The organism is Paucibacter sp. Y2R2-4 (assembly GCF_025717535.1).
Taxonomy (GTDB): Bacteria; Pseudomonadota; Gammaproteobacteria; order Burkholderiales; family Burkholderiaceae_C; genus Paucibacter_A.
Window position 1 is genome coordinate 580,908 of the sequence record NZ_JAJIRO010000004.1, and the last position, 24,474, is coordinate 605,381.

At 63.5% G+C, this 24,474-nt stretch carries 22 protein-coding genes; 12 read left to right on the forward strand and 10 right to left on the reverse strand.

Features of this window, described 5'->3' with window-relative positions:
• Positions 1-22 precede the first annotated feature (22 nt).
• Positions 23-1,396 (forward strand): TolC family protein, encoded by a 1,374-nt coding sequence (locus LNV06_RS17675; RefSeq protein ID WP_263539613.1) that lies wholly within the window; start codon positions 23-25, stop codon positions 1,394-1,396.
• A gap of 27 nt (positions 1,397-1,423) precedes the next feature.
• On the opposite strand, the gene LNV06_RS17680 is transcribed toward LNV06_RS17675, so the two are convergent.
• Entirely contained in the window at positions 1,424-2,332 is a 909-nt protein-coding gene (locus LNV06_RS17680; protein WP_263539614.1) for a LysR family transcriptional regulator, read from the reverse strand.
• 158 nt (positions 2,333-2,490) lie between these two features.
• Here LNV06_RS17680 and LNV06_RS17685 point away from each other — a divergent pair, with 158 nt between their 5' ends.
• The gene (locus LNV06_RS17685) at positions 2,491-3,393 is read left to right on the forward strand and encodes an MBL fold metallo-hydrolase (RefSeq protein ID WP_263539615.1); all 903 of its coding nucleotides are present in this window, start codon (positions 2,491-2,493) and stop codon (positions 3,391-3,393) included.
• Here the strand turns inward: LNV06_RS17685 and LNV06_RS17690 are convergent.
• Entirely contained in the window at positions 3,368-4,195 is an 828-nt protein-coding gene (locus LNV06_RS17690) for an MBL fold metallo-hydrolase (protein WP_263539616.1), read from the reverse strand. The two genes, LNV06_RS17685 and LNV06_RS17690, sit on opposite strands and share 26 nt — an antisense overlap.
• Positions 4,192-4,674: a tautomerase gene (locus LNV06_RS17695; RefSeq protein WP_263539617.1), complete on the reverse strand. Its 483-nt coding sequence runs from the start codon at positions 4,672-4,674 to the stop codon at positions 4,192-4,194. Before LNV06_RS17695 ends, LNV06_RS17690 begins: the two co-directional genes overlap by 4 nt.
• Positions 4,675-4,792: 118 nt before the next feature.
• Between LNV06_RS17695 and LNV06_RS17700 the strand changes: the two genes are divergently transcribed.
• Together LNV06_RS17700 and gpmI are read left to right on the forward strand one after the other, a co-directional pair.
• Entirely contained in the window at positions 4,793-5,773 is a 981-nt protein-coding gene (locus LNV06_RS17700) for a GlxA family transcriptional regulator (RefSeq protein ID WP_263539618.1), read from the forward strand.
• 115 nt (positions 5,774-5,888) lie between these two features.
• On the forward strand, positions 5,889-7,544 hold the full coding sequence (gene gpmI, locus LNV06_RS17705; protein ID WP_263539619.1) for a 2,3-bisphosphoglycerate-independent phosphoglycerate mutase: 1,656 nt from the start codon (positions 5,889-5,891) through the stop codon (positions 7,542-7,544).
• 98 nt (positions 7,545-7,642) lie between these two features.
• On the opposite strand, the gene ampC is transcribed toward gpmI, so the two are convergent.
• The 4 genes from ampC to LNV06_RS17725 all read right to left on the reverse strand — a co-directional run bounded on the left by ampC (position 7,643) and on the right by LNV06_RS17725 (position 10,707).
• A complete protein-coding gene (gene ampC, locus LNV06_RS17710) occupies positions 7,643-8,752 on the reverse strand; it encodes a class C beta-lactamase (RefSeq protein ID WP_263539620.1) in 1,110 nt (369 codons plus the stop codon).
• 143 nt (positions 8,753-8,895) lie between these two features.
• A complete protein-coding gene (locus tag LNV06_RS17715) occupies positions 8,896-9,255 on the reverse strand; it encodes a diguanylate cyclase domain-containing protein (protein ID WP_318013522.1) in 360 nt (119 codons plus the stop codon).
• Positions 9,225-9,944 (reverse strand): PAS domain S-box protein, encoded by a 720-nt coding sequence (locus LNV06_RS17720; RefSeq protein ID WP_318013523.1) that lies wholly within the window; start codon positions 9,942-9,944, stop codon positions 9,225-9,227. The genes LNV06_RS17715 and LNV06_RS17720 overlap by 31 nt, the downstream gene beginning before the upstream one ends.
• Positions 9,907-10,707: an exodeoxyribonuclease III gene (locus LNV06_RS17725; protein ID WP_263539622.1), complete on the reverse strand. Its 801-nt coding sequence runs from the start codon at positions 10,705-10,707 to the stop codon at positions 9,907-9,909. Before LNV06_RS17725 ends, LNV06_RS17720 begins: the two co-directional genes overlap by 38 nt.
• 230 nt (positions 10,708-10,937) lie before the next feature.
• Here LNV06_RS17725 and LNV06_RS17730 point away from each other — a divergent pair, with 230 nt between their 5' ends.
• The 3 genes from LNV06_RS17730 (at position 10,938) to LNV06_RS17740 (ending at position 14,747) form a co-directional block, all read left to right on the forward strand.
• Positions 10,938-13,205 (forward strand): TonB-dependent receptor, encoded by a 2,268-nt coding sequence (locus LNV06_RS17730; protein ID WP_263539623.1) that lies wholly within the window; start codon positions 10,938-10,940, stop codon positions 13,203-13,205.
• A gap of 136 nt (positions 13,206-13,341) precedes the next feature.
• Positions 13,342-14,019 carry an orotate phosphoribosyltransferase gene (pyrE, locus tag LNV06_RS17735; RefSeq protein ID WP_263539624.1) on the forward strand — a complete coding sequence of 226 codons (678 nt, stop codon included), beginning with the start codon at positions 13,342-13,344 and terminating at the stop codon, positions 14,017-14,019.
• Between the two features lie 26 nt (positions 14,020-14,045).
• Positions 14,046-14,747 carry a hypothetical protein gene (locus LNV06_RS17740; RefSeq protein WP_263539763.1) on the forward strand — a complete coding sequence of 234 codons (702 nt, stop codon included), beginning with the start codon at positions 14,046-14,048 and terminating at the stop codon, positions 14,745-14,747.
• Positions 14,748-14,792: 45 nt separating this feature from the next.
• Here LNV06_RS17740 and gatB read toward each other — a convergent pair whose 3' ends face one another.
• The 3 genes from gatB to gatC are packed head-to-tail and all read right to left on the reverse strand — an operon-like array spanning position 14,793 to position 18,065.
• Entirely contained in the window at positions 14,793-16,253 is a 1,461-nt protein-coding gene (gene gatB, locus LNV06_RS17745) for an Asp-tRNA(Asn)/Glu-tRNA(Gln) amidotransferase subunit GatB (RefSeq protein WP_263539625.1), read from the reverse strand.
• A gap of 1 nt (position 16,254) precedes the next feature.
• Positions 16,255-17,766, reverse strand: a complete 1,512-nt coding sequence (gatA, locus tag LNV06_RS17750) for an Asp-tRNA(Asn)/Glu-tRNA(Gln) amidotransferase subunit GatA (RefSeq protein WP_263539626.1) — start codon at positions 17,764-17,766, stop codon at positions 16,255-16,257.
• Positions 17,766-18,065 (reverse strand): Asp-tRNA(Asn)/Glu-tRNA(Gln) amidotransferase subunit GatC, encoded by a 300-nt coding sequence (gene gatC / locus LNV06_RS17755; RefSeq protein WP_263539627.1) that lies wholly within the window; start codon positions 18,063-18,065, stop codon positions 17,766-17,768. Before gatC ends, gatA begins: the two co-directional genes overlap by 1 nt.
• A 293-nt stretch (positions 18,066-18,358) precedes the next feature.
• Between gatC and LNV06_RS17760 the strand changes: the two genes are divergently transcribed.
• The 5 genes from LNV06_RS17760 (at position 18,359) to rodA (ending at position 24,474) form a co-directional block, all read left to right on the forward strand.
• Positions 18,359-19,402, forward strand: a complete 1,044-nt coding sequence (locus tag LNV06_RS17760; protein ID WP_058722426.1) for a rod shape-determining protein — start codon at positions 18,359-18,361, stop codon at positions 19,400-19,402.
• 157 nt (positions 19,403-19,559) lie between these two features.
• Positions 19,560-20,555, forward strand: coding sequence for a rod shape-determining protein MreC (mreC, locus tag LNV06_RS17765; RefSeq protein ID WP_263539628.1), 996 nt, complete (start codon positions 19,560-19,562; stop codon positions 20,553-20,555).
• Complete coding sequence (gene mreD, locus LNV06_RS17770) at positions 20,552-21,073, forward strand: rod shape-determining protein MreD (protein WP_263539629.1); 522 nt, start codon at positions 20,552-20,554, stop codon at positions 21,071-21,073. Before mreC ends, mreD begins: the two co-directional genes overlap by 4 nt.
• Positions 21,074-21,088: 15 nt before the next feature.
• On the forward strand, positions 21,089-23,320 hold the full coding sequence (gene mrdA, locus LNV06_RS17775; protein WP_263539630.1) for a penicillin-binding protein 2: 2,232 nt from the start codon (positions 21,089-21,091) through the stop codon (positions 23,318-23,320).
• Positions 23,317-24,474 carry a rod shape-determining protein RodA gene (rodA, locus tag LNV06_RS17780; protein WP_263539631.1) on the forward strand — a complete coding sequence of 386 codons (1,158 nt, stop codon included), beginning with the start codon at positions 23,317-23,319 and terminating at the stop codon, positions 24,472-24,474. Before mrdA ends, rodA begins: the two co-directional genes overlap by 4 nt.

A 24,474-nucleotide genomic window follows, 5' to 3' on the forward strand; every position in this document is an offset into this window, starting at 1 on the left:
TAACTCTAAAAATAAGCGCACCATGAACGATGCCATCAGAACCCTGTCGACCTTGGCGATGGCTGCCGGTTTGACGCTTGGCCTGGGCGCTTGCGCCATCAATCCCAAGTCCGGCACAAGCCCAGAGTTCGCTCAGCCCTTGGCGCTGCCCAGCACTTGGCAGCAAATGCCGAACAGCGGCAGCGCAGCTTCGGACTGGGCTGGCGCCTTGGACGCGCAACTGGCCGAGCTGCAAACGCAGGCGCTGCGGGCCAACCGCGACATCGCCCTGGCGCTGAAGCGCTGGGAGCGTGGCCAGCTGCAGCTGCGCGGCGCCGCGCTCGACCGCGGCCTGACGCCCAGCTTGAGCGGCAGCGCCTCGGGCAGCCGCGCGCTGGAGCAGGGGCCGGTCTCGCGCAACTACTCGCTCAATGCGGGCGTGAGCTTCGAGGCCGATCTGTGGGGCCGGCTGGCCCAGGCCGAAGCGGCGCAACTCGCCCAAAGCGAGGGCTTGCGCAGCGACTGGGCCGCGGCTCAGCTTTTGATTCGCAGCCGCGTGGCCGAGAGCTACTGGAGCCTGGCCGCTCTGGCCCTGGAAGAACCCTTGATCAATGAGCAGCTGCAAGGCGCCGAGGCAGCACTGGCGCTGACCCGGCTGCGGGTGCGCGAGGGCAAGCTCTTGCCCATCGAGGTGGACAAGTCCGCCAGCACCCTACAAGGCTTGCGCTCACGGCTGGCGCAGTTGCAGCGCGAGCGCATCCAGCATCAGCTGACGCTGGGCCTGCTGCTGGACAGCCCCGCGCCAACGCTGCCGGCCGCGCCGCAGCTGCCCACCGCCGCCCCGGCCGACTGGCAAGCCGGCCCGCCCGCCGAGGTGCTGGAGCGCCGCCCCGATGTGCAGCGCGCACGCGCCAGCGTTGACAGCGCCTTGGCCCAATGGCGTGGCGCTGAGGCGGCGCGTTATCCCCGCCTGAGCCTCAATCTGGGCGTGGGCACCGGCGGCATGCAATGGACCGACTGGCTGGATCGCCCCTTGGGCACGCTGTCGGCCAATCTGATTGTGCCGCTGGTGGACTGGCGCCGCCTGGACCTGCAAGGCGCCCAGGCTCGCAACGAGGTGGAAGGCGCAGCTTTGTCCTTGCGCGACACCTTGCACAAGGCCTTGGTCGAGATCGAGCAATTGGCCGCCGAGCGCCGCGAGTTGCGTGCCCAGGCCCTCGCCAACCAGGCCCGCTTGAACGAGGCGCAGCAAACCGAAAAGCTGGCCGCGCTGCGCTACGAGGTGGGCGCCATCGCCCGCGCCGACTGGCTGCAAGCCCGCAACGCCCGCCTGGCCGCCGAGCAAGAGGCGATTCAGCTGCGCCTGCGCCAGTGGCTCAATCAAGCGGCGCTGCACAAGGCGCTAGCCGGCGCCTGATCGTTCAAGCGCCACTAAGAGCGCCCTTCAAAGCGCGCTATCCCAGGGCGCCTGATCCCCAGCAAAGCGCGCCGCCAGAAAATCCACCAACAGCCGCAGCGCCAGCGGCTGGTGCTGGCGCGACAGGTAGATGGCGTGAATGCCGAAGAGCTCGGGCTCATGGTCAGGCAGCAAGCGCAGCAGGCGCCCGCTGCGCAGGTCGTCGCCGAGGTAATAGGTCGGCAGCATGCCGATGCCCGCGCCGGCAAGCACGGCCTGGCGCAGCACCGCCGTTTCATTGGTGTGAAAGCGCCATTCCACCGGCACGGTGAAGCTCTGCGCGCCCTGCGTCAGCCGGTACTGCCGGCCGATGCCAAAGGCGTGGGCGATGCATTGATGTTGACGCAAGTCTTCCGCCGTGAGCGGCGCTGGAAAGCGCTCCAGATAGGCCGGTGAGGCGCACAAGACCGAGCGGCAGCGGGCCAGCGGCCGGGCAATCATGGCCGGATCCAAGGTGTTGGTGATGCGCACCGCCAGATCGACCCGCTCGGCCACCAGATCGGTGGCCTTGTCGCCCACCGAGAGCGCAATTTCCACTTGCGGGTATTGGCGCTGAAAGTCCACCAGAGCGGCGGTCAGCTGCGACTCGGCGAATGAAGCGGCGGTGGTGACGCGCAAGAGGCCGGCCGGCTCGCGATTGCGCTCGGCCGCGATATGGCGGGCGTCTTCGGCCAGGTCCAACAGTTGCCGACAGGCCGGCAGCGCCTGCAGGCCCGCATCGGTGAGGCTGAGCTTGCGGGTGGTGCGATGCAGCAGCCGCGCCTCAAACCAGTCTTCCACCGCCGCCAGATAGCGGCTGACCATGGCGGTGGACATGTCCAGATGCTCGGCGGCTTGCGTCAGGCTGCCACGATCGGCCACTTCCACAAACACACGCACGGCAGTGAGTCGGTCCATTCAAGCGTCCTTTTCCTGCGCCCCATTCCATCGATTCATGCAATAAAACGTTAACCGAAGCGGACTTTATCAATTTTCATGCAAAACCTACAGTTCATCCCATCGACAGGCCAGCGCAAGCAGCCGTCGCCCGAACCCACCCAACGGAGCCTCTCACCATGTTCAAGTTCAAAACCTCTCTTCGCTTTGTTTTCTCTGCCCTGACGCTGGGCGTCGTCGCCGCCGGCCCAGCGGCCGCCAACCCCACCACGGCCGCCGCCGCGCCCTTGAGCGTCAAGGTCTACAACGCCGAGGCGCAAAGCTTCCACGTCAATGCGGTGGTGGTCAGCGGCAAGACCGAAGCCATCGTCATCGACAGCGGCTTCACCCGTGCCGACGCGCTGCGTGTGGCCGCCAATGTGCTGGACAGCGGCAAGACGCTGAAGGCCATCTTCATCAGCAACGCTGACCCGGACTTCTACTTCGGCGCCGAAGTGCTGAAGGCCCAGTTCCCGCAAGCGCAAGTGCTCGCCACCCCCGCCGTGCGCGACAAGATCCAGGCCAAACTGGCCGGCAAGGTCGCCTTCTGGGGCCCCAAGATGGGCGCCAACGCACCGCAAAAACCGCTGCTGCCGGACGCCCTGCAAGGCAATAGCCTGAGCGTCGATGGTGAGGCCATCGAGGTGCGAGGCACCAGCGGTGAACTGGCGCATCGCCCCTATGTGTGGATCCCGTCCATCAAGACCATCGCCGGCAATATCGCCATCTTCGGCAATCTGCATGTTTGGACCGCCGACACACAAAAAGCCAGCGAGCGCAAGGCCTGGTTCGCCCAGCTGGATGAGATCGAAGCGCTGAAGCCCAGCACCGTCATCCCCGGCCATATGGCGGCCGGCACCGCGCTCGACGCCAGCGCCATCCGCTACACCCGCGAGTACCTGCAGCGCTTCGACCTCGAAGCCGCCAAGGCCAAGAACGGCGCCGAGCTGATCGAAGCGATGAAGAAGGCCTATCCGCAAGCCGGCCTGGGCATTGCCCTGGACATCGGCGCCAAGGTCAACAAGGGTGAGATGCAGTGGTAATCGGCTGAAGGCTTCGAGCGAGGCGGGAGAACTGCAAGCACTCTCCGTCCTCGGGCACAAAAAGCCGCTCGGCCAAACCCGCAGCCTCAGCGGCTGCGCGCAGCTCGGCCCGCGTGACCGGGCAGTGGCTCAAGGCCTCCAAATGGTTGGCCACCACCACCCCTTTCGCCAGACGACAAAAAGCCAGCACCTCGGCCACATCCATGATCAGCTCCTGGCCCAAGTCAAAGCGCGCGCCGCCGGCCGGGATCACCGAGACATCCGGCTGATGCTCACGCACAAAGTCCTGCACCGCGGGCGTCAGCACCGTGTCGCCGGCCAAGTAGACCGAGGGCTCGCCCGGCAGCTCGATGAAATAGCCCACGCCATGCTCCATCAGCAAGCGCACCGCCCCCTTGCCATGGGTGCAGCGCACGGTGCGAATCTGGCCGCCCAGAAAGGGCTGCGGGCGCTGATGATCTTGCGGCAGGGGTTGCACATTCAGCCCTCGGCTGCGCAGATGCTCGGCGTCATGTGGTGTGCAGATCACCGGCGTTTGATGCTGACGCAGCCAAGCCTTGCCGGCGCGGTCCAGATGGTCGAAGTGGCCTTTCTGGCAATGCGTGATCAAAGCATGGCTCACGTCTTGCAGCAGCGCATCGACCGACCCCGGCAGATCACGAGTCGGGTTGCGCTCTCGCACCCCATCCAACAAACGCAAAGGCGGCAAGGCATGGCGCGGCGCCAGCATCGGGTCCACCAAGATGCAATGCTCGCCGAGCTGAATCTTCAGCGTGGCACTGCGCAGTTGGGTGATCTTCATGCGTGGCGCCTCTCAAGCTGTTCCACCGGCAGCAAATGCTGCAAATGTCGATAGCCCGCTGCCTGCGCCATTGCCGCTAGAGGCCAAATCACACCGTTGGCGGCCCAATACCCATCGGGCACCTCATGAATGACGACCGAGCTGGCCAAGCGTCGCGTCTCGCACTCAGGCAAAGCCGCTTGAAAGGCCGCGTGGACCTTCGCCACATAGAGGGCGCGCGACTCCGCATCCAAGACACCGACCGGTACATAGATCAGCGCCCAACAAGGCAGTAGCAAGAGCAGCCCGGGATCGACGCCGCCACAGCTCAGGGCCCCGGCTGCCAACTCCTCGACCATCACCCAGCACAGCGCGCGCTGCTGCGGCGCATCCGGGATCTGCTCGGCCAAGGCGGCTGCTTCATTGACGGCGCGCACCAGGCGTTCGCGCGAGGCCCCGGGGTAGGCGCCCTGTGGCAGTTTGAGAACGATGTTCGGCATGAATTGGCTTTCTGAGCTGTAAATCAATGCCTTCATTGGAGCCGCAGCGGGCCTACACTGCGAGTGTCTGAAAATCAACCAATCAAGCGTTTTCAGACAAATCACCAAAACACTGGCCATGCCCGACTTCACCCTGCTCGTGCTCCCCGGCAGCTACGCCAGCAGCGTGGCGGCCACGCTGGACATGCTGCGCGCCGCGGCCAGCCTGGCGCCCCGCTTGCGGCTGGCGCCGCCCACCTGGCGTGTGCTCTCGCCCGACGGTGGTCCAGTGAACTTAGGCTCCGGGCTGTGGGTGGACAGCGCAGCGATGCCGCAGCGCCTGCGCCGCGATCCCGGCACCTGGGTGCTACCGGGCCTGGGCACAGAAGACGTCGAGACCTTGATGGCCGCGCTGCAGCGGCCCCAAGCGCAGCGCTTGATCCAGGCCTTGAGCGCCCATGCGGCGCTTGAGGGGCGCATCGCCGCGTCTTGCTCGGCCGTGTTCATGCTGCAGGCGGCGGGGCTCTTGGCGGGCCGACAGGTCACCACCTCCTGGTGGCTGGCGCCGCAGCTGCAGCAGCTGGAGCCTCGCTGCAAGGTGGACGCCGACCGCATGATCTGCACCGATGGCCTCTTGTGCACCGCCGGTGCCGCCTTTGCGCAGGTCGACCTGATGCTGCACCTGCTGCGACAGCAGTTCGGCGTGCCGCTGGCAGACGCCGTTAGCCGCGTCTTGCTGATCAATGGCCGCGAGGCCCAGGCCCCCTTCATGGTGCCGGCCCTGCTGGCCAGCGGCGACGCCTTGGTCGGCCAGCTGCTGCGCCGCATTGAAGCCAGCTTGCCGCAAACACCCAGCGTGGCGGCGCTGGCGCAGCAGCTGGGCCTGTCGACCCGCACCCTGTCTCGGCGCGTGCACCAAGCCACCGGCAAAAGCACCTTGGCCTTGATCCACAGCGTGCGCTTGCAGCGCGCACGCTTGCTGATTGAGTCCAGCACGCTGAGCATTGAAGAAGTGGCCGCCCAAGTGGGCTATGAAGACGCCACCGCTTTGCGCCGGCTGATGCGCAAGCTGCAAGGGCAGGCGCCCAGCCAGCTGCGCAAAAGAAGCAGCCTGGTTTAAGGACGAAGGCTCAGGACGAGTGCCCAGCGCCCGGCAAGGAGGATGATGGGAGAATTCGCGCTCCTCTTGCCCTCGTGACCGGCGCCACGCCAGCTCCCACTCTTTGCTCAGACCCATGCTGCAACAACTCTCGACATTCACTCAAGAAGCCTCCGCCATCGGCCCCGTGGTGCTGATCGTGATGGACGGCTATGGCATCTCAAAGACCGGCGCGGGCAGCGCCATCGCGGCGGCCAACAAGCCAACGCTGGACCGGCTGGTGGCCCAATACCCGAATATTCAGCTGCGTGCGCATGGCACGGCCGTGGGCATGCCCTCGGACGACGATATGGGCAACTCCGAGGTGGGCCATAACGCCTTGGGCGCTGGCCAGGTCTATTCGCAGGGCGCGGCCCTGGTGGCCAACTCCATCGCCTCGGGTGAGCTCTGGCAAGGGCATGCGTGGCAAGAGATCGTGGCAGCCGCCAAGGCCGGCAATCAGCGCATCCACTTCCTGGGCCTCTTGTCTGATGGCAATGTGCACAGCCATATCGACCATCTGAAGGCCATGGTGCTGCGCGCCAAGCAAGAAGGCATCAAGACAGTGCGGGTGCATGCCTTGATCGACGGGCGCGATGTGCCCGAGACCAGCGCCTTGGACTATGTCGTGCCCTTCGAGGCCTTTTTGGCCGAACTGAGCACCGAGGGCTTCGACGCCCGCATCGCCTCCGGCGGCGGCCGCCAGTCCATCACCATGGACCGTTATGACGCCAACTGGCCCATGGTGGAACGCGGCTGGAAGACCCATGTGCTGGGCCAAGGCGCGCAGTTCGCCAACGGCACCGCCGCCATCCAGGGCCTGCGCGAACAGCACCCCGGCGTGATCGACCAAGACCTGCCCGAGTTCGTCATCGCCGAGAACGGCCAGGCCATTGGCACGATTGAAGACGGCGACGCGGTGGTGCTCTTCAACTTCCGCGGTGACCGCGCGATTGAAGCCACCCGCGCCTTTGAAGAAGGCAGTGCCTTTGACAAGTTCGATCGCCAGCGCGTGCCCAAAGTCACCTTCGCCGGCATGCTGCAGTACGACGGCGACCTGAAGCTGCCCGCGCGCTTTCTGGTGGCGCCACCGGCCATCAAGAACACCTCGGGCGAATGGTTCAGCAAAATGGGCATCGCACAGTTCGCCTGCTCAGAGACCCAGAAGTTCGGCCATGTCACCTACTTCTGGAACGGCAATCGCTCCAGCAAGTTTGAGGGTGAAACGTACCTCGAAGTGCCCAGCGATGTAGTGCCTTTTGAGCAGCGCCCCTGGATGAAGGCCGCCGAGATCACCGACGCCATGGTTGCCGCGCTGGAAAGCGGCAAGTACAAGGTGCTGCGCTGCAACTTTGCCAACGGCGATATGGTCGGCCACACCGGCAATCTGCGCGCCGCCACCATGGCCATCGAAGCGGTGGACCTGGCCTTGGGCCGCTTGCTGAAAGCGGTAGACGCTGCCGGCGGCGTGGCCCTGATCACCGCCGACCACGGCAATGCCGACGAGATGGTCGAGCTGGACAAGAAAACCGGCCAGCCCTCACTGAACAAAGACGGCAGCTTCAAGGCCAAGACCGCCCACACGCTCAACCCCGTGCCGCTGATCCTGTACCAAAACATCCCGGGCCTGAAGATTGGCTTGAAGCAGACGCCCACGGCCGGCTTGTCCAATATCGCGGCCACCACGGCCAACCTGCTGGGTTTCGACAAGTACGCGGACTGGGATGAGAGCTTGCTGACGGTTAGCAAGTAAGGCTGACGGGGGTCGCGAGCTCGGGGCGCAGCGAGGTGCTTTTGCCCAGCCAATTCCCGGCCCACGATCCACTCTCGACAGGTCAGCAAACGCCTCGCTCAGGGGCGCTCCCCCACCAGTGCCGTCAAGATGGCATAGGCGGCCTCGATGCGGGCGGGGACTGGATAGTTCTTGTTCGCCAACATCACCAGGCCGAACTGTTCCTTGGGGACAAACAGCGCATAGGCGCCAAAGCCCCCGGTCGAGCCGGTCTTGTTGAACAAGCGCGGCCCCGGGTCCTGAGCCGCCAAGACTTTTTGCGCCGGCTGAGGGTCGAAGATGACTTCTTCGGCATTGCCGCCCAAGAGCCACTCACGGCTGATGGGGTAGCCGTATTGCTCCCAGCCCAAGCCTTGCACCATAGGGCCGGCACGGAATCGGCCGATCTGAGTAGCCAGCACTGCGCGCTTCATCGGGCCGCTGAGGGTGGAAGGGTCCAAATTGGCCTGGACAAAGCGCAGCAAATCAGCGGCCGTGGTCTTCACCCCATAGGTCTGCTCATCCATGGGGCCAGGATTGACACGAACCGCTTGCTCGCCTCGATATCCCCAGGCGTAGTTCACCGCTGCTCGTTCAGGCACTTGAATGTAGGTGCTCGTCATGCCAAATGCCGGGAACAGCACCGTTTCCATCGCGCTGGCAAAGCTCATGCCCAAGGCATTGCTGGCCGCCAGCCCGAACAGACCCAGGCTCGGGTTGGAGTACTCGCGAATGCTGGCCGGTGGCGCCGCGGGCTTCCAGCCTGCGTAGTAGGAAAACATGGCGTTTTGGCCATGCACTGTTTCAGGAAACTGCAAGGGCAGACCGCCTGCGGTGTAGGTGCCGAAATGCAGCAGGGTTGCGCGGTCGATGGCCTTGCCGCGCAGTTCGGGAATGTACTTTCCGGGGTGATCGGCCAGCGAGAGCTTGCCCGAGGCTTCGGCATAAGCGCCCAGCGTCGCGGTCAGCGTCTTGCTGATGGAGCCGATCTCAAAAATGGTGGCGTCCGTTACCGGCTGGCCCGACACTTTGGAGGCCACGCCGAAATTGAAAACATAGGCACGACCGTGCCAGGACACCGCGACCGCCATGCCGGGCACGGCATATTGGCTCATCAGCGGCGCAATCGCGGGCTCAATGGCAAGACGAACACGAGCGGCCTCGTCGGCATGGGCGGATGAGACGAGCAATGCGGCAAGGGCAGTGCCGCAAAGTCGCAGCAGGCGGCGAGAACAAGAAGAAGGCACAGGCGTCACTCGGAGTCTTGTTGGAAATGAAATAGGCTGTTGAAGCGCGGCTGACGCTGCGGCTCAACAGCTAGGGCTGCGCATTCTCATGCCTTGGCCATCAGTACGCCGTTGCGGCCTCTGCGTTTGACCTCATACATGGCCGCGTCGGCACGGCTGAACAGCGAGTCTTTGACGGCCTCCAGGCCATCGAACAGGACCACGCCGATGCTCGCACTGCCTTGATGCTGCAGGCCTTTGGCTTCACTGCCCACTGGGCTCAGTTCAAAGTCCGCGGCCAGGCTTGCGTGCAGGCGCTGAGCGATCTCCATCGCGGTGTGCGCGGCGACTTCGGCTGGCGCGTCGATCTCGTCGAGCAGCACGACAAACTCGTCACCGCCGGTGCGCGCCACGGTGTCCCCCGCGCGAACCGAGCTCACCATGCGTCTGGCGGCCTCGACCAGCACCTGATCTCCGGCCGCGTGACCGTGGCCGTCATTGAGCGGCTTGAAGTGACCAGATCCACAACCATCAAGGCCGCAAAGTGCTGGCTACGTTGCAGCTTGAGCAGCAAATGCTCAAGACGCGTCATCAGCAAGCGGCGATTGGGCAACTGGGTCAAGGGATCGTAGAAGGCCAGTTGCTGCGCATGCTCTTGCGCCGCATTGCGTTCAGTGACGTCAATGAAGGTGGCGAGGAAGCCGTCGCCGAGCGTGGTGCCCGAGATTTCCATGGTCACCGTCCGCCCATTTTTGCAGCGAACTTTGTACTCGATCGGGGCGATATCTCGCTTTTCGGCGGCAGCGAGGGCCACGGCCGCCTCCCAGGTGGAACAGACCCATTGGCGATAGTCTGGGTCGGGATAGGCCAAAGGCCACCAGTGATCCAGCGTCGGCATGTCCTGCTGGGTATAGCCGAAGACCGCCTCGAAGCGCAAATTGATCTGCAAGATGGCGCCATCAGAGGCCACCCAGCAGAGCGGGAGTGGGACCTTCATGAAAAGGTCTTGGAAATGGGTACTCACGGTGCCTTCGTGCATGAGCTGAGCATTTCGCGAAATCGAGCTTTCTTCCCCTCCGCTCGGCAGGCGTGATGCTTTGCGGTGGATCCAGCGATGTTTACATGACGAAGTCGTAATCCACAAGCAGCGGCGCATGGTCGCTGAATCTCTGATCCTTGTAGATCCTTGCACTCCGGGCCAGGGCCGCCAGCTTGGGCGTGGCGAATTGGTAGTCCAGACGCCAGCCCACGTTCTTGGCATAGGCTTGGCCGCGGTTGCTCCACCAGGTGTAGCAAGCATCGGTGGTGTCGGGGTGCAACTGGCGATAGACATCGACCAAGCCGCCATGGTCGGGGTTCTGGCCGAAGAGATGGTCCAACCAGGCGCGCTCTTCAGGCAGGAAGCCCGAGTTCTTCAAGTTGCCCTTCCAGTTCTTCAGGTCGGCTGGCTTGTGGGCGATGTTGACATCGGCCACCAAGATGAACTCGCGCTCAGCCTTCAGCGCCGCCAGATGCGGACGCATCGCGTCCAGAAAACGGTACTTGGCTTCTTGGCGCTCGGGGCCGCTGGAGCCGCTGGGGAAGTAGCAGCTGATCAGGCTGAGCTTACGGCCAGGCTTGTCGAAGCGCTTTTCGATATAGCGACCTTCATCGTCGAACTCTTGCACGCCGATGCCGGTGATGATGTCGCTGGGGGTTTCGCGGGTGTAGAGGCCGACGCCGGAATAACCCTTTTTCTGCGCGTAATGAAAGTGCCCCTTCAGGTCGCCCGAGCTACAAAAGGTGCCGGCCACATGTTCATCTTGCGCCTTGACCTCTTGCACGCCCAAGGCGTCGGCTTGCTGCTGCGGCAGCCAGTCAAAAAAGCCCTTAGTGGCGGCGGAACGGATGCCGTTCAAATTGGCTGTTATGAAACGCATGGCAAAGACACTCGCATAGACCGGTAGGGCGCGAAGTATCGCAGGAGACATCGCAGCAGCTGGAGGGCGAAGCTGCGGTGTTTTGACAACAGATAACCCCAGACTTGGCGCCCAAGGTAGTTGGCGGGCACGGGAATTGCTAGATTCACGGACGATTCACAGATTGGTCACATACCAGTTGACGGCCCGCGCGGCGCCCTGCATTTCTCCCCATTTTTTCGGAGCCCCTCATGTCCAAGAAGTTCTCTCCCCTCGCTCATCCGCGCCCCATGGTGCGCCCCACCCAATTGGCAGCCGGTGTCGCACTGGCCTTGACGCTGTGGCCGTTGGCGCAAGCGCAAGACAAACCGGCGGAAAAGGCCGAGAAGAGCCAGCTCGAAACCGTGGTGATCACCGCCGAGCGCCGCGCCGAGAACATCAAGGACGTGCCGATTGCCGTCTCCACCCTCAAGGGCGAGAAGCTCGATGTGCTGGCCTCGGGCGGGCAAGACGTGCGCTTTCTGTCGGGCCGCGTGCCCAGTCTGAACATCGAATCGTCCTTCGGCCGCGCCTACCCGCGCTTCTACATCCGTGGCTACGGCAATACCGACTTCCGCCTGAATGCCTCGCAGCCCGTCTCGGTGCTGTTTGACGATGTGGTGCAAGAGAACCCGATCCTGAAGGGCTTCCCGGTCTTCGACCAGCGCAATGTGGAAGTGCTGGCCGGCCCGCAAGGCACCCTGTTCGGCCGCAACACGCCGGCCGGCGTGGTCAAGTTTGAATCGGTGCGCCCGAGCAAAAAGCAAGACGCCTACGTCAGCGCCAGCTATGGCAGCTACGGCAGCTACAGCCTGGAAGGTGCGGCCAACCTGCCCTTGGCCGGCGACTGGTCGGCCCGCATCTCGGCGCAAACCCAGCACCGCGATGACTGGGTCAAGAACACCAACCCCAAGGGCCCGACCCAAGAGACCGAAGGCTATCGCGACAGCGCCGTGCGCCTGCAAGCCCTGTACGAGCCCAGCAAGACCTTCAGCGCCTTGTTCAATCTGCACCACCGCGATCTGGACGGCAGCCCGCGCCTGTTCCGCGCCAGCATCATCAAGCCCGGCAGCAATGACTTGATCGACGGCTTTGACCCCGCCAAGGTTTCGCTGGACGGTCTCAACAAGCAAACGCTGACCCAGACCGGCGGCTCGATGAAGCTGAAATGGGCGCTGCCCGAGTTCACCGTCCACTCCATCACCGGCTACGAGACGGTCAAGCCTTTCAGCCGTGGCGATATCGACGGCGGCTCGGTCTACAAATTCCCGCAAGGCCCGGGTGAAGCCAACTTCCCGGTGGAAACCTCGGATGCCTTGGACGGCCACCGTCAACTGTCCCAAGAGCTGCGTCTGGAGTCCAACGCCAGCGGCCCACTGCGCTGGCAAGCCGGCGTTTACCTCTTCGATGAGCGCTACACCGCCGTGGCCCAAGACTACATTGGCCCACTGACCACCAGCACCCGCCAGACCAACAAGGCCTGGGCGACCTTTGGCTCGATCAATTACGACCTGAGCGCCGACTTCAAGCTGCGCGCCGGCCTGCGCTACACCAAGGACAAGAAAGAGCTGTCCACCAGCACCACCGACCCCACGCGCATTCAGGCAGGCAATGGTCTGAGCCTGAACACTGATGATGCGAAGTGGAACTGGGACGCCTCGGCCACTTACGCGCTGAACAAAGACAGCAATGTCTACGCCCGCGTGGCCACCGGCTTCCGGGCTTCGTCGATCCAGCCTGCCGCAGAGTTCAATCCGCAGTCCTTCGCAGGGCCTGAAGATGTGATCTCCTACGAGTTGGGCCTGAAGTCGGACCTGTGGGACCGTCGCGCTCGCCTGTCGGCCGCCTTGTTCAACTACGAGGTGAAGAACCAGCAGTTCACCGCCGTCGGCGGCGGCAACAACGCCAACCGCCTGATCAATGCCAAGAAGGTGGGCGGCCAAGGCGTGGAGTTCAATCTGGAACTGCTGCCGGTGGACAACCTGCTGCTGACCGTGGGCGGCAGCTACAACGACACCAAGATCAAGCACAGCGGCTTGCAAGTCGAGGCTTGCGGCGCCCCTTGCACCTTGCGTGATCCGATCACCGTGCCCAAGAACCCAGCCGCCTTCAAGTTCTCTGACACGGTCTTGATCGACGGCAACTCGCTGGCGCAAGCGCCGAAGTGGATCGGCAACTTCACCGCCCGTTACGCCATCCCCACCCCGGCCGGCAATGAGTTCTACATCTACACCGACTGGGCCTACCGCAGCAGCGTGAGCTTCTTCCTGTATGACTCGGTCGAGTTCACCGGCAAGCCGCTGACCGAAGGCGGCCTGCGCCTGGGTTACATCTGGGACAACGGCAAGTACGAAGTCGCCGCCTATGGCCGCAACATCACCAACCAGATCCGCGTGACGGGTGCTATCGACTTCAACAACCTGACCGGCTTCATCAACGACCCCCGCACCTACGGCGTGCAGTTCAAGGCCATCTTCTAAGCATCACCCAGGTCCAAGGGGACGGATTCAAGCCCGCTTGAATCCCCTCGAATTGCCCTGCAAGCCCGGTCTTTCAAGGAAGATCGGGCTTTTTTTGGCCCCTACAATGGCTTGACAACTTGCTGCCCTAACGCCCATGACCACGACTCAAGCTCCCGATCTTTTGGCCCAAGAATTCGTTGCCTTCGCGGTAGAAGCCGGCGTCTTGCGCTTCGGCGAGTTCAAGACCAAGGCCGGACGCCTGAGCCCCTATTTCTTCAATGCCGGCCTGTTTGACGACGGCGCCAAGCTGGGCCGGCTGGCGCAGTTCTACGCGCAGCGCCTGGTCGCCTCCGGCCTGCAGTTCGACATGATTTTTGGCCCCGCATACAAGGGCATCACCCTGGCGGCGGCGCTCTCCATCGAGCTGGCGCGCCTGGGTCACAACAAGCCCTTTGCCTACAACCGCAAGGAAGCCAAGGACCACGGCGAAGGCGGCACCCTGGTCGGTGCACCGGTGCAAGGGCGTGTGCTGATCATTGATGACGTGATCTCCGCCGGTACTTCGGTGCGCGAATCAATTGCGCTGATCAAGGCCGCCGGCGCCACGCCTTGCGGTGTCAGCATTGCGCTGGACCGGCAAGAAAAGGCCGTGGAGAACGGCGTTGAGAGCGCCAAGTCAGCGGTGCAATACGTCACTGAGCAATTGCAAATGCCGGTGGTCGCGATTGCTGGCCTGGCCGATCTGCTGGCCTATCTGCACAGCACCAGCAACCCGGCGGTGACCGCCTATGCCGGCGCGGTGCAAGCCTACCGAGATCGCTACGGGGTTTGAGTCCTCAACTCATCATCGCTCAGGACATGCGCCCTTTGATTCCTCAATCATGCCTGCTGCTCTTGTCGGCAGGCCTGCTTGTCGGCGGCGAAGCCCAGGCGCAAGCGCCGGGTACGGCCAAATCAGGCGCGGGCATTTACACCTGCACCACGCCAGAAGGCCGCCGCCTGACTTCGGACCGACCCATCGTCGAATGCAGCGCCCGTGAGCAGCGCATCTTGAACGCTGACGGTTCGCTGCGCGCGATCCTGCCGCCCTTCTTGTCTCCGGAAGAACGTGCCGCGCAAGAAGCACGCGACCGCAAGCAAGCCGCCGAAATCGCCGCCCGCAATGACGCGATCCGCCGCGACCGCAATCTGATGATGCGTTACCCGACCGAGGCGAAGCATCAGCAAGCCAGGGCGGAGTCGCTGGATGACGCCAACAAGGCGCGCCTGATTTCCGAGCACCGCATCAAAGACTTGGCGCTGGAGCGCAAGCCGCTGACAGACGAAGCCGAGTTCTACAAAGGCAAGCCGCTGCCGGCCAAACTGAAGCAGCAACTCGACGCCAACGATGCCGCCGTGGGCGCGCAGCGCGAGCTGATCGAGAACCAAAAAGCCGAGCTGGTACGCATCAACGGCCGCTACGACTTGGAGTTAGCTCGCCTCAAACGCCTCTGGGCCGGCGCAGCGCCGGGCAGCTTAGGGGCAGCGCCGGCGGATGCGGCTGCATCCGCCTCGCGCTAAGTCTCAGCAAGAAGCGCCTACAGGGCGCTCCCGACTGCCCATCGATCAGGCGCCGAGTTTTTTCTTCAGCAGTTCGTTCACCAGGCTTGGATTGGCCTTGCCCTTGGTGGCCTTCATGGCTTGGCCGACCAGAGCGTTGAAAGCTTTCTCTTTGCCCGAACGGAACTCCTCGACGGACTTCTGATTCGCCGCCAGCACCTCATCGAGGATGGCCTCGATGGCGCCGGTGTCGCTGACTTGCTTCAGGCCCTTGGCTTCGATGACGGCATCGACGTCCGATCCCTCAGCGCTCCACAAGGCCTCAAACACCTGCTTGGCGGCATTGTTGGAAATGGTGCCGTCCTGAATGCGCTGGATCAAGCGGCCCAGCAAATCAGGGCTGACCGGGCTGGCCTCAATGCTGCGCTCTTCGCTGTTCAAGCGGCGTGACACCTCACCCATCAACCAATTCGCCACCAGCTTGGGCGCGCCGCAGACGGCCTTGGCCGCCTCGTAGAAGCGCGCCGTCGCCAGGCTTTGCGTCATGATGGCCGCGTCATAAGCGGTCAAGCCATCGTGCTGCTCAAAGCGCGCGGCCATCACCGAGGGCAGCTCCGGCATCTCGCCGCGAACCCGCTCGATCCAGTCGTTAGCGATCACCAGCGGCGGCAGATCCGGATCGGGGAAGTAGCGGTAATCCGCCGAATCTTCCTTGCTGCGCATCGCGCGGGTTTCGCCAGTGTCGGGGTTGAAAAGCACGGTCGCTTGTTGGATCTTGCGGCCGTCTTCGATCTCGTCGATCTGCCAGTTCACCTCAAAGTCCACCGCCTGCAGCAGATTGCGGAAGCTGTTCAGGTTCTTGATCTCGCGGCGTGTGCCGTACGGTTCGCCCGGCTTGCGCACCGACACGTTCACATCGCAACGGAAAGAGCCTTCTTGCATATTGCCGTCGCAAATGCCCAGCCACATCACCAGCGCATGCAGGGTCTTGGCGTATTCGCAGGCCTCGGCGCCGGAGCGCATATCGGGCTCGCTCACGATCTCCAACAGCGGTGTACCGGCGCGATTCAAGTCGATGCCGCTTTGGCCGTGATAGTCCTCATGCAGGCTCTTGCCCGCGTCTTCCTCCAGGTGAGCACGGGTCAGTTGCACGACCTTTTTCTCGTCACCCACGAAGAACTCAACCTTGCCGCCCTGCACCACCGGGATCTCGAACTGGCTGATCTGGTAGCCCTTGGGCAGGTCGGGGTAGAAGTAGTTCTTGCGCGCAAAGATGGACAGCGGCGCCACCTTGGCGCCAACTGCCAGACCAAAGCGAATGGCCCGTTCGACCGCGCCACGGTTCAGCACCGGCAGGGTGCCCGGCAGGGCCAGGTCCACGGCCGAAGCCTGGGTATTGGGTTCGGCGCCAAAGGCGGTTGAAGAGCCGCTGAAGATCTTGGAGACGGTGGAGAGTTGGACGTGGTTCTCCAGGCCGATCACGACCTCATAGCCACGGATCAATTTGTTCGTGCTGCTGCTCTTCATTTCAGAATCCTGCCGGGGCTGCGCGGTGCCAATCGGTCGCTTGTTGCAAAGCGTGTGCGGCATGCAAAAGCTGCCCTTCCTTGAAATAGTTGCCCAGCAACTGCAAGCCCACCGGCATGCCGCCCTCGCCCAGGCCCACCGGCACGCTCATGCCGGGCAGGCCGGCCAGCGAGCCGGGCAGGGTGAAGATGTCGGCCAGATAAGCCTTGACCGGGTCGTCCTTGCCTTCGCCATGCTTCCAAGCCACGGTGGGCGCCACTGGACCGGCGATCAGGTCGCACAACTGAAAAGCCTGCTGGAAGTCGTCGGCAATCATGCGGCGCAGCTTTTGCGCCTGCAGGTAGTAGGCGTCGTAATAACCGTGAGACAAGACGTAGCTGCCGATCATGATGCGGCGCTTGACCTCAGGCCCGAAGCCTTCGGCGCGGGTCTTTTTGTACATGTCCAGCAGGTCGTCAAACTTGGCGGCACGGTGACCGAACTTGACACCGTCAAAGCGGCTCAGGTTCGAGCTGGCTTCGGCCGGGGCGATGATGTAGTAGACCGGGATGGCCAACTCGGTGCGGGGCAGGCTCACGTCCACCAAAGTGGCGCCGAGTTTTTCCAACTCGGCCAGGCCGGCGCGCACGGCGCCGTTCACATCGGCTGCCAAGGCCGCCGGGAAAAATTCGCGCGGCAGGCCGATGCGCAGGCCCTTCAGCGGTTGAGCTGCGGTGGCGCCTTCTCGGGCGGCCAGCATCTGGGCATGGAAGTCTTGCGGCGGCTGCTGCACGCTGGTGGCGTCGCGCTCGTCAAAGCCGCTCATGGCCGAGAGCAGCAGGGCACAGTCTTCAGCCGAGCGCGCCATCGGGCCGGCCTGGTCCAAGCTGGAAGCGAAGGCAATCATGCCGTAGCGGCTGCACACGCCATAAGTCGGCTTGATACCGGTGATGCCGGTGAAGCTGGCGGGTTGGCGGATCGAGCCGCCGGTGTCGGTGCCTGTAGACCCCGGCACCAAGCGGGCAGCCACCACAGCGGCCGAGCCGCCCGAGGAGCCGCCGGGCACGCGGGCCGTATCCCAGGGGTTGGCCACCGGCTTGTAGGCCGAGTTCTCATTCGCCGAACCCATGGCGAACTCGTCGCAGTTGAGCTTGCCCAGAGACACGGTGCCGGCCTCGAACAAACGCGCGATCACCGTGGCGTCAAAGGGGCTGCGGTAGCCGGCCAAGATCTTGGAGCCGGCCGTGGTGGGCATGTCCTTGGTGACAAAGATGTCCTTGTGCGCCAGCGGCACGCCCAGCAGGGGGCTGCTGTCACCGGCGGCGCGGCGCGCATCGGCCGCAGCGGCGGCGGCCAGCGAGGCGGCGGGGTCGGTGTGCAAAAAGCCACCCAAGGCTTCATGCTGGGTAACACGTGCAAGCAGATGTTGCGTCAACTCGGTGCTGGACACCTGCTTGGCCGCCAGCGCGCGGCTCAAATCGGCCACGCCCAGATCGTGCAGGGCGGCCTTGTTTGTACTTGTCGTTGTTGTCATTATTCGATCACCTTGGGCACCAGGAACAGGCCGTCTTCTACGGCCGGCGCGCTGCGTTGGTTGAGCTCACGCTGATTGCTCTCCGTGACGGCGTCCTCACGCAGACGCAAGGCCACTTCTTGCACCGCCGACAGCGGCGTGTAGAGCGGCTCCACGCCGGAGGTGTCCACGGCGCTCATTTGCTCAACGATGGAAAAAAAACCATTCAGCTGGCCGAGCAAGGCGGCACTTTCCGCTTCTTGCAATTCCAGCCGGGCCAGATGGGCGATTCGACTAACGTCTTGTGGGGTCAGAGCCATGGGGCAAGGTGTCCGGAGGTGGCAAAAACAAGGGCCTCAATTAGCAGAACTGAGGGCTTGTCGGATCAAGAAATAGGGGGCTATCAGTTATTATCTATGCTTATCTCCACTGCATCGGGGCTGCGTGTCCTACAGGGCTTGTCTCTCTAGGGTCGTGCAGCCTCGTTGCATATGGTTCAACCGTCGGCTCAACCGTCGTTCCACACCCGTCCCGATCAACGCTTTATTGCGCGTAATGCCGGCGATCTCCAGCCCACCGGCTCAGATGCCTGGCCCTCGCGCCCACAAAAAACATGTTCGCTTCCCTGCGCCGCTACTTCTCTACCGACCTCGCCATCGACTTGGGCACCGCCAACACGCTGATTTACGTCCGCGGCAAGGGCATCGTGCTGGATGAGCCTTCGGTCGTTTCGATCCGCCACGAAGGTGGCCCGAATGGCAAGAAAACCATTCAAGCCGTGGGCCATGAAGCCAAGGCCATGCTGGGCAAGGTGCCGGGCAATATCGAAGCGATCCGCCCGATGAAAGACGGCGTGATTGCCGACTTCACCGTCACCGAGCAGATGCTCAAGCAGTTCATCAAGATGGTGCACGACTCCAAGATGCTGCGCCCCAGCCCGCGCATCATCATCTGCGTGCCCTGCGGTTCGACCCAGGTGGAACGTCGCGCGATTCGTGAGTCCGCTCTGGGCGCCGGCGCGTCTGAGGTCTACCTGATTGAAGAACCGATGGCCGCCGCGATTGGCGCCGGTCTGCCGGTCTCGGAAGCTTCCGGCTCCATGGTCGTCGACATCGGCGGCGGCACGACGGAAGTCGGCGTGATCTCGCTGGGCGGCATGGTCTACAAGGGTTCGGTGCGCGTCGGCGGCGATAAGTTCGACGAAGCCATCATCAACTACATCCGTCGCAACTACGGCATGTTGATCGGTGAGCCCACCGCCGAGGCGATCAAGAAGAACATCGGCAGCGCCTTCCCTGGCTCCGAAGTCAAAGAAATCGAAGTCAAGGGCCGCAATTTGGCCGAAGGCGTGCCACGCAGCTTCACCATCTCGTCCAACGAGATCTTGGAAGCGCTGACCGACCCGCTGAACCAAATCGTTTCCGCCGTGAAGAACGCGCTGGAACAGACCCCGCCCGAGTTGGGCGCCGACATCGCCGAGCGCGGCATGATGCTGACCGGCGGCGGCGCGCTGCTGCGCGATCTGGACCGTTTGCTGGCCGAAGAAACCGGTTTGCCGGTACTGGTGGCTGAGGATCCGCTGACTTGCGTGGTGCGCGGTTGCGGGATGGCGTTGGAACGCATGGAGCGACTCGGCTCCATCTTCACCTACGAGTGATGACTGTGCCTACTGCGCGGGCACCAGCCGTCGTTGGGCGGTGCTCGCAATCCTCACGTGCCACAAGCACGCTCCGGTTGCTGCGCTCCGGCCGCCTAGCCTAGCGCCCGCTCGCTACGGCAAGGGAGACTGGAAATTGACTCGTTTTCCATAAACCATGCCTCTCGGCACCCTTGATCGCAACCCACCTCCGTTCTTTCGTCAAGGCCCTTCGGCGCTGACGAAGTTGCTGCTGTGCGCGGCGCTGGCGGTGTTTTTGATGGTGGCGGATGCGCGCTTCAAGCTGGTGGCGCCGGCGCGGGCGGCTTTGGCCTTGGCTTTGCACCCGCTGCAGCGCTTGCTGCTGACACCGGTGGACGCGATGGAAAGCCTGCAGGACTATCTGCGCGGCACCGAGCGGGCCATTGAGGCGGAGAAGAAAGCCAGCCATCAATTGGTGCTGCAGGCCGAGCGGCTGAGCCGGGCTCAGCAGTTGCAGGCCGAGAACCAGCGCCTGCGTGAATTGCTGGATCTGCGCCCCGCGTTGCAGGTCAAATCGGTGGCCGCCGAGGTCTTGTATGAAGCCACCGACCCCTATTCACGCCGCGTGGTGATCGATCGCGGCCGCAGCCATGGCATCAAACCCGGCGCGCCGGTCATCAATGACAAAGGCGTCTTAGGTCAGGTCACCCGGGTCTACACCTTGTCGGCCGAGGTCACACTGCTGAGCGACAAGGACGCAGCCATTCCGGTCTTGAACACCCGCACCCAGCAGCGCAATGCCGCCTTTGGCAATAGCGATGGCAGCGGCATGGAACTGCGCTTCTTGGCCGCCAATGCCGATGTCAAAGAAGGCGATTTGCTGGCCACCTCGGGCTTGGACGGCGTCTACCCACCCGGCCTGCCGGTCGCCAAGGTGACCGAAGTGGAGCGCCGCGGCGAGACCAGCTTTGCCCGCGTCAGCCTGCAGCCGGTAGCGCAGGCCGACAGCGCGCGCTATGTCTTGGTGCTGGAGCCGCTCGATCTGCATCAGGCGGCGATGGCTGAAGCGGCCGCGGTGGCCGCTGCCGAAGCCGCTTCAGCGGCCAGCGCTAAAACGCAGCGCAAGGCCGCTGCCGTAGCAGCTGCCGCCAGTGCCGCCGCTTCCAGCGGCAAGGGAGGGCACAAGCCATGATCATGCCGCGCGGCGCCGGGCAGTTGCTGCTGCCGGCCAACCCCTTGTTCATCGCGCTGAGCCTGGTCTTGGCACTGATCGTCGATATGGTGCCCATGGGGCGTCTGCCGGCCATGCCGGATTTGATGGCCGTCGTGCTGGTGTTTTGGGGCGTGCATCAACCGCGCCGGGTCAGTGTGGGCTGGGCGTTTGCCTTCGGCCTGCTGGTGGATGTGCATCACGGTGCCTTGCTGGGGCAGCATGCGCTGTCCTACAGCGTGTTGAGCTACGGCGCAGTCAGCCTGCATCGCCGGCTTTTGAGCTTTGGTCTGGGCGTACAGGCTTTGCACGTCTTGCCGCTGTTTTTGGCCGCGCATGCGCTGGAGCTCTTGGTCCGCATGAGCGTGGGCGGCATGTGGCCGGGTTGGAGCATGGCCCTGGCTCCGGCCTTTGAGGCCTTGCTGTGGCCGCTGGTGACGGTGCTCTTGCTGGCGCCGCAACGGCGCGCGCCGGACCGCGACGCCAATCGGCCGCTTTAAGTCGCTCGCCGCCGCATGACCGTCCTGAAGAACATCCAACAGGAGCTGGGCCGCTTTCGCCTGCGCTTGGTGGTGGCCGGCATTTTTGTATTGTTCTGCTTCGGCTTGCTGCTGGCGCGCCTGATCTATTTGCAGGTGATTCAGCATGACAGCATGCTGGACCGGGCCGAGTCGAATCGCATCACCGTTGTGCCCATCGTGCCGAATCGCGGCCTGATCAAGGACCGCAACGGCGTGGTCTTGGCCAGCAACTATTCGGCCTACACCCTGGAGATCACGCCCTCCAAGGTGTCCGATTTGGAAGCAACCATCGACGCCTTGGCCCAGGTGATTGAGATTCAGCCGCGCGACCGCAAGCGCCTCAAGCGCCTGATGGCCGAAAGCAAGAACTTCGAGTCGCTGCCGATCCGCACCAAGCTCAGCGACGCCGAGGTGGCGCGCTTCACCGCGCAGCGCTTCCGCTTCCCTGGCGTCGAGATCAAGGCGCGCCTGTTCCGCAACTACCCGCTGGGCGAAGTGGGCGCGCATTTGCTCGGCTATATCGGCCGCATCAACCAGGCCGAGAAGAAGGCCATGGATGACTGGGAAGAAGAAGACCAGGCCAATTACCGCGGCACCGAATACATCGGCAAGCTGGGCTTGGAGCAGGCCTATGAGCGCGAGTTGCACGGCATCACCGGCTTTGAGCAGGTGGAGACCAGCGCGGGCGGCCGCGCAGTGCGCCGGCTGGCGCATCGCCCCCCCACGCCGGGCAATACCTTGGTGCTGTCCATCGACATCCGCCTGCAAGCGCTGGTGGAAGAGCTCTACAAAGATCGACGTGGTGCACTGGTGGCGATTGACCCGCGCAATGGCGAAGTCCTCGCCTTTGTCTCCAAGCCGACCTTCGACCCGAATCTCTTCGTCGACGGCATCGACGTTGAAAACTGGCGCGAGCTGAACGACAACCTCGACAAGCCGCTGCTGAACCGGGCGATGCGCGGCACCTATCCGCCGGGCTCGACCTTCAAGCCCTTCATGGCCATGGCGGCTTTGAACTCAGGCAAACGTTCGCCCAGTTTCATCGTCATGGACAACCTGACCTATAGCTTCGGTGGCCGCACCTTCGGCAGCCCGGAAACCGACCGTCCCGGCCCCAAGGACATGCGCGCGGCCATCGTCAGCTCCAGCAACGTGTACTTCTACAGCTTGGCCAATGAGATGGGCGTGGACCTGATCCACGACCAGTTGGAGCCTTTTGGCTTCGGGCGCAAGACCGAGATCGATCTGCAAGGAGAAGTCACCGGCGATCTGCCCTCCACCGCCTGGAAGCGCAAGCGCTTCAAAAAGCCCGAGCAGCAGAAATGGTTCGCCGGTGAGACCATCTCGCTGGGCATCGGCCAGGGCTATAACAACTTCACCATGCTGCAGATGGCCACGGCCATGTCCACCTTGTCGACCGGCGGCCTGCGCTACAAGCCCCGCCTGGTGCGCGAGATCGAGGATGTGGTCAAGCATGAGCAGCGCCGTATGTCCAGCGACGCGCTGGAACCGATGGGGCTCAAGCCTGAACAGGTTGAGGTGATCCGCAACGCGATGCATGGTGTGACCATCGAGGGTACCTCCAAGGCCGCCTTCAACGGCGCCGGCTACAAGAGCGGTGGCAAAACCGGCACGGCCCAGGCCATCGGCTTGCGCGCGGGCGAGAAGTACAAAGACATCAAGGCCGATGAGCGCAAGCGCGACCATTCGCTCTATGTCGCCTTTGCGCCGCTAGAGGCCCCCACCATTGCGCTGGCGGTGATTGTTGAGAACGCCGGCTTCGGCTCCACCTCAGCTGCGCCCATCGCGCGCCGTCTCTTCGACTATGTGCTGATGGGCCAGTACCCGAGCGAGGAAGACATTGCCCTGACCCAACAAGGCAAGACGACTGCACCGGTCGGCAAGGTCCGTTTGGCCAGCGAGGTTCCGCTGCCCGGCACCGCGCCAGATGCGGCGGCGTCTGCTGCCGCAGCGGCATCGGCCGCCTCGGCTGCATCACTGGCGTCCCCTGGTGCGGGGGCATCAGCAGCGTCGGCATCGGCATCGGCATCGGCGCCAACAGCAGCCTCGGTCGCGGCCAGTGCCACCAAGCCGCCTAAAACAGCCCTCGCACCCGCCACCGTGTCGGCCAGTGCGGCCTTGCGAACACCCGCATCTGCGCCACAAGCCGCAAGCACCGTCAAGCCAGCGGCCAGCCACCCACCCGCCTCGGGAGCCTCGCGATGACCGGCGTCTTCAATAAGCCCAGTTGGTGGCAGCGCATCAAACCGCTGTTCACCGGCTTTGACATCCCCTTGCTGCTGGCGATTGGCTGGCTGATGGGCATTGGCATGCTGTCCATGTATTCGGCCGGTTACGACCATGGCACCCGCTTTGTCGATCATGGGCGCAATATGTTGCTGTCCATCGGACTGATCTTTCTGGTCGCCCAAGTGCCGCCGCAACGGCTGATGGCCTTTGCCATTCCGCTCTACACCGTCGGCGTAGCGCTGCTGATCGCCACCGCCTTGTTCGGCATCACCAAAAAAGGTGCGCAGCGCTGGCTCAGCATCGGCGTGACCCAGATCCAACCCTCCGAGATTTTGAAGATCGCCACGCCTTTGATGCTGGCCTGGTGGTTCCAAAAGCGCGAGGGGCTATTGCGCTTGCCCGACTTCATCGCCGCCTTTGTGCTGCTGGCGATCCCGGTCGGCTTGGTGGCCAAGCAGCCTGACTTGGGCACCTCCATCCTGGTGGCGGCAGCGGGTTTGTTTGTGATCTTTTTTGCCGGCCTGTCCTGGCGCTTGATCATTCCCGCGTTCTTGATCGGCGCCGTGGCCATCTCCGCACTGATCATGAGCGAAGAGGCCATCTGCCAGCCGGATGTGAAATGGCCGGTACTGCGTGAATATCAAAAGCACCGGGTCTGCACCTTGCTGGACCCCACCAAAGACCCACTCGGCAAAGGCTTCCACATCATCCAGGGCGGCATTGCGATTGGCTCCGGCGGGCTCACCGGCAAGGGCTTCATGAAGGGCACGCAAACCCATCTGGAGTTCATTCCTGAGCGCACCACCGACTTCATTTTTGCGGCCTTCGGCGAGGAGTTTGGCCTCGCGGGCGCGCTGGCCCTGCTGCTGGGCTTCACCGCGTTGATCATGCGCGGCCTGATGATTGCCTCGGACGCGCCCACCTTGTTCGCCCGGCTGATGGCGGGCGCGGTGACGCTGAGCTTCTTCACCTATGTCTTCGTCAATATGGGCATGGTCAGCGGCATCTTGCCGGTGGTGGGCGTGCCGCTGCCTTTCATCAGCTATGGCGGCACCGCCATGGTGACCTTGGGCATCAGCCTGGGCTTTTTGATGTCCATCTCCAAAGCGCGGCGCTTCAATCAGTCCTGA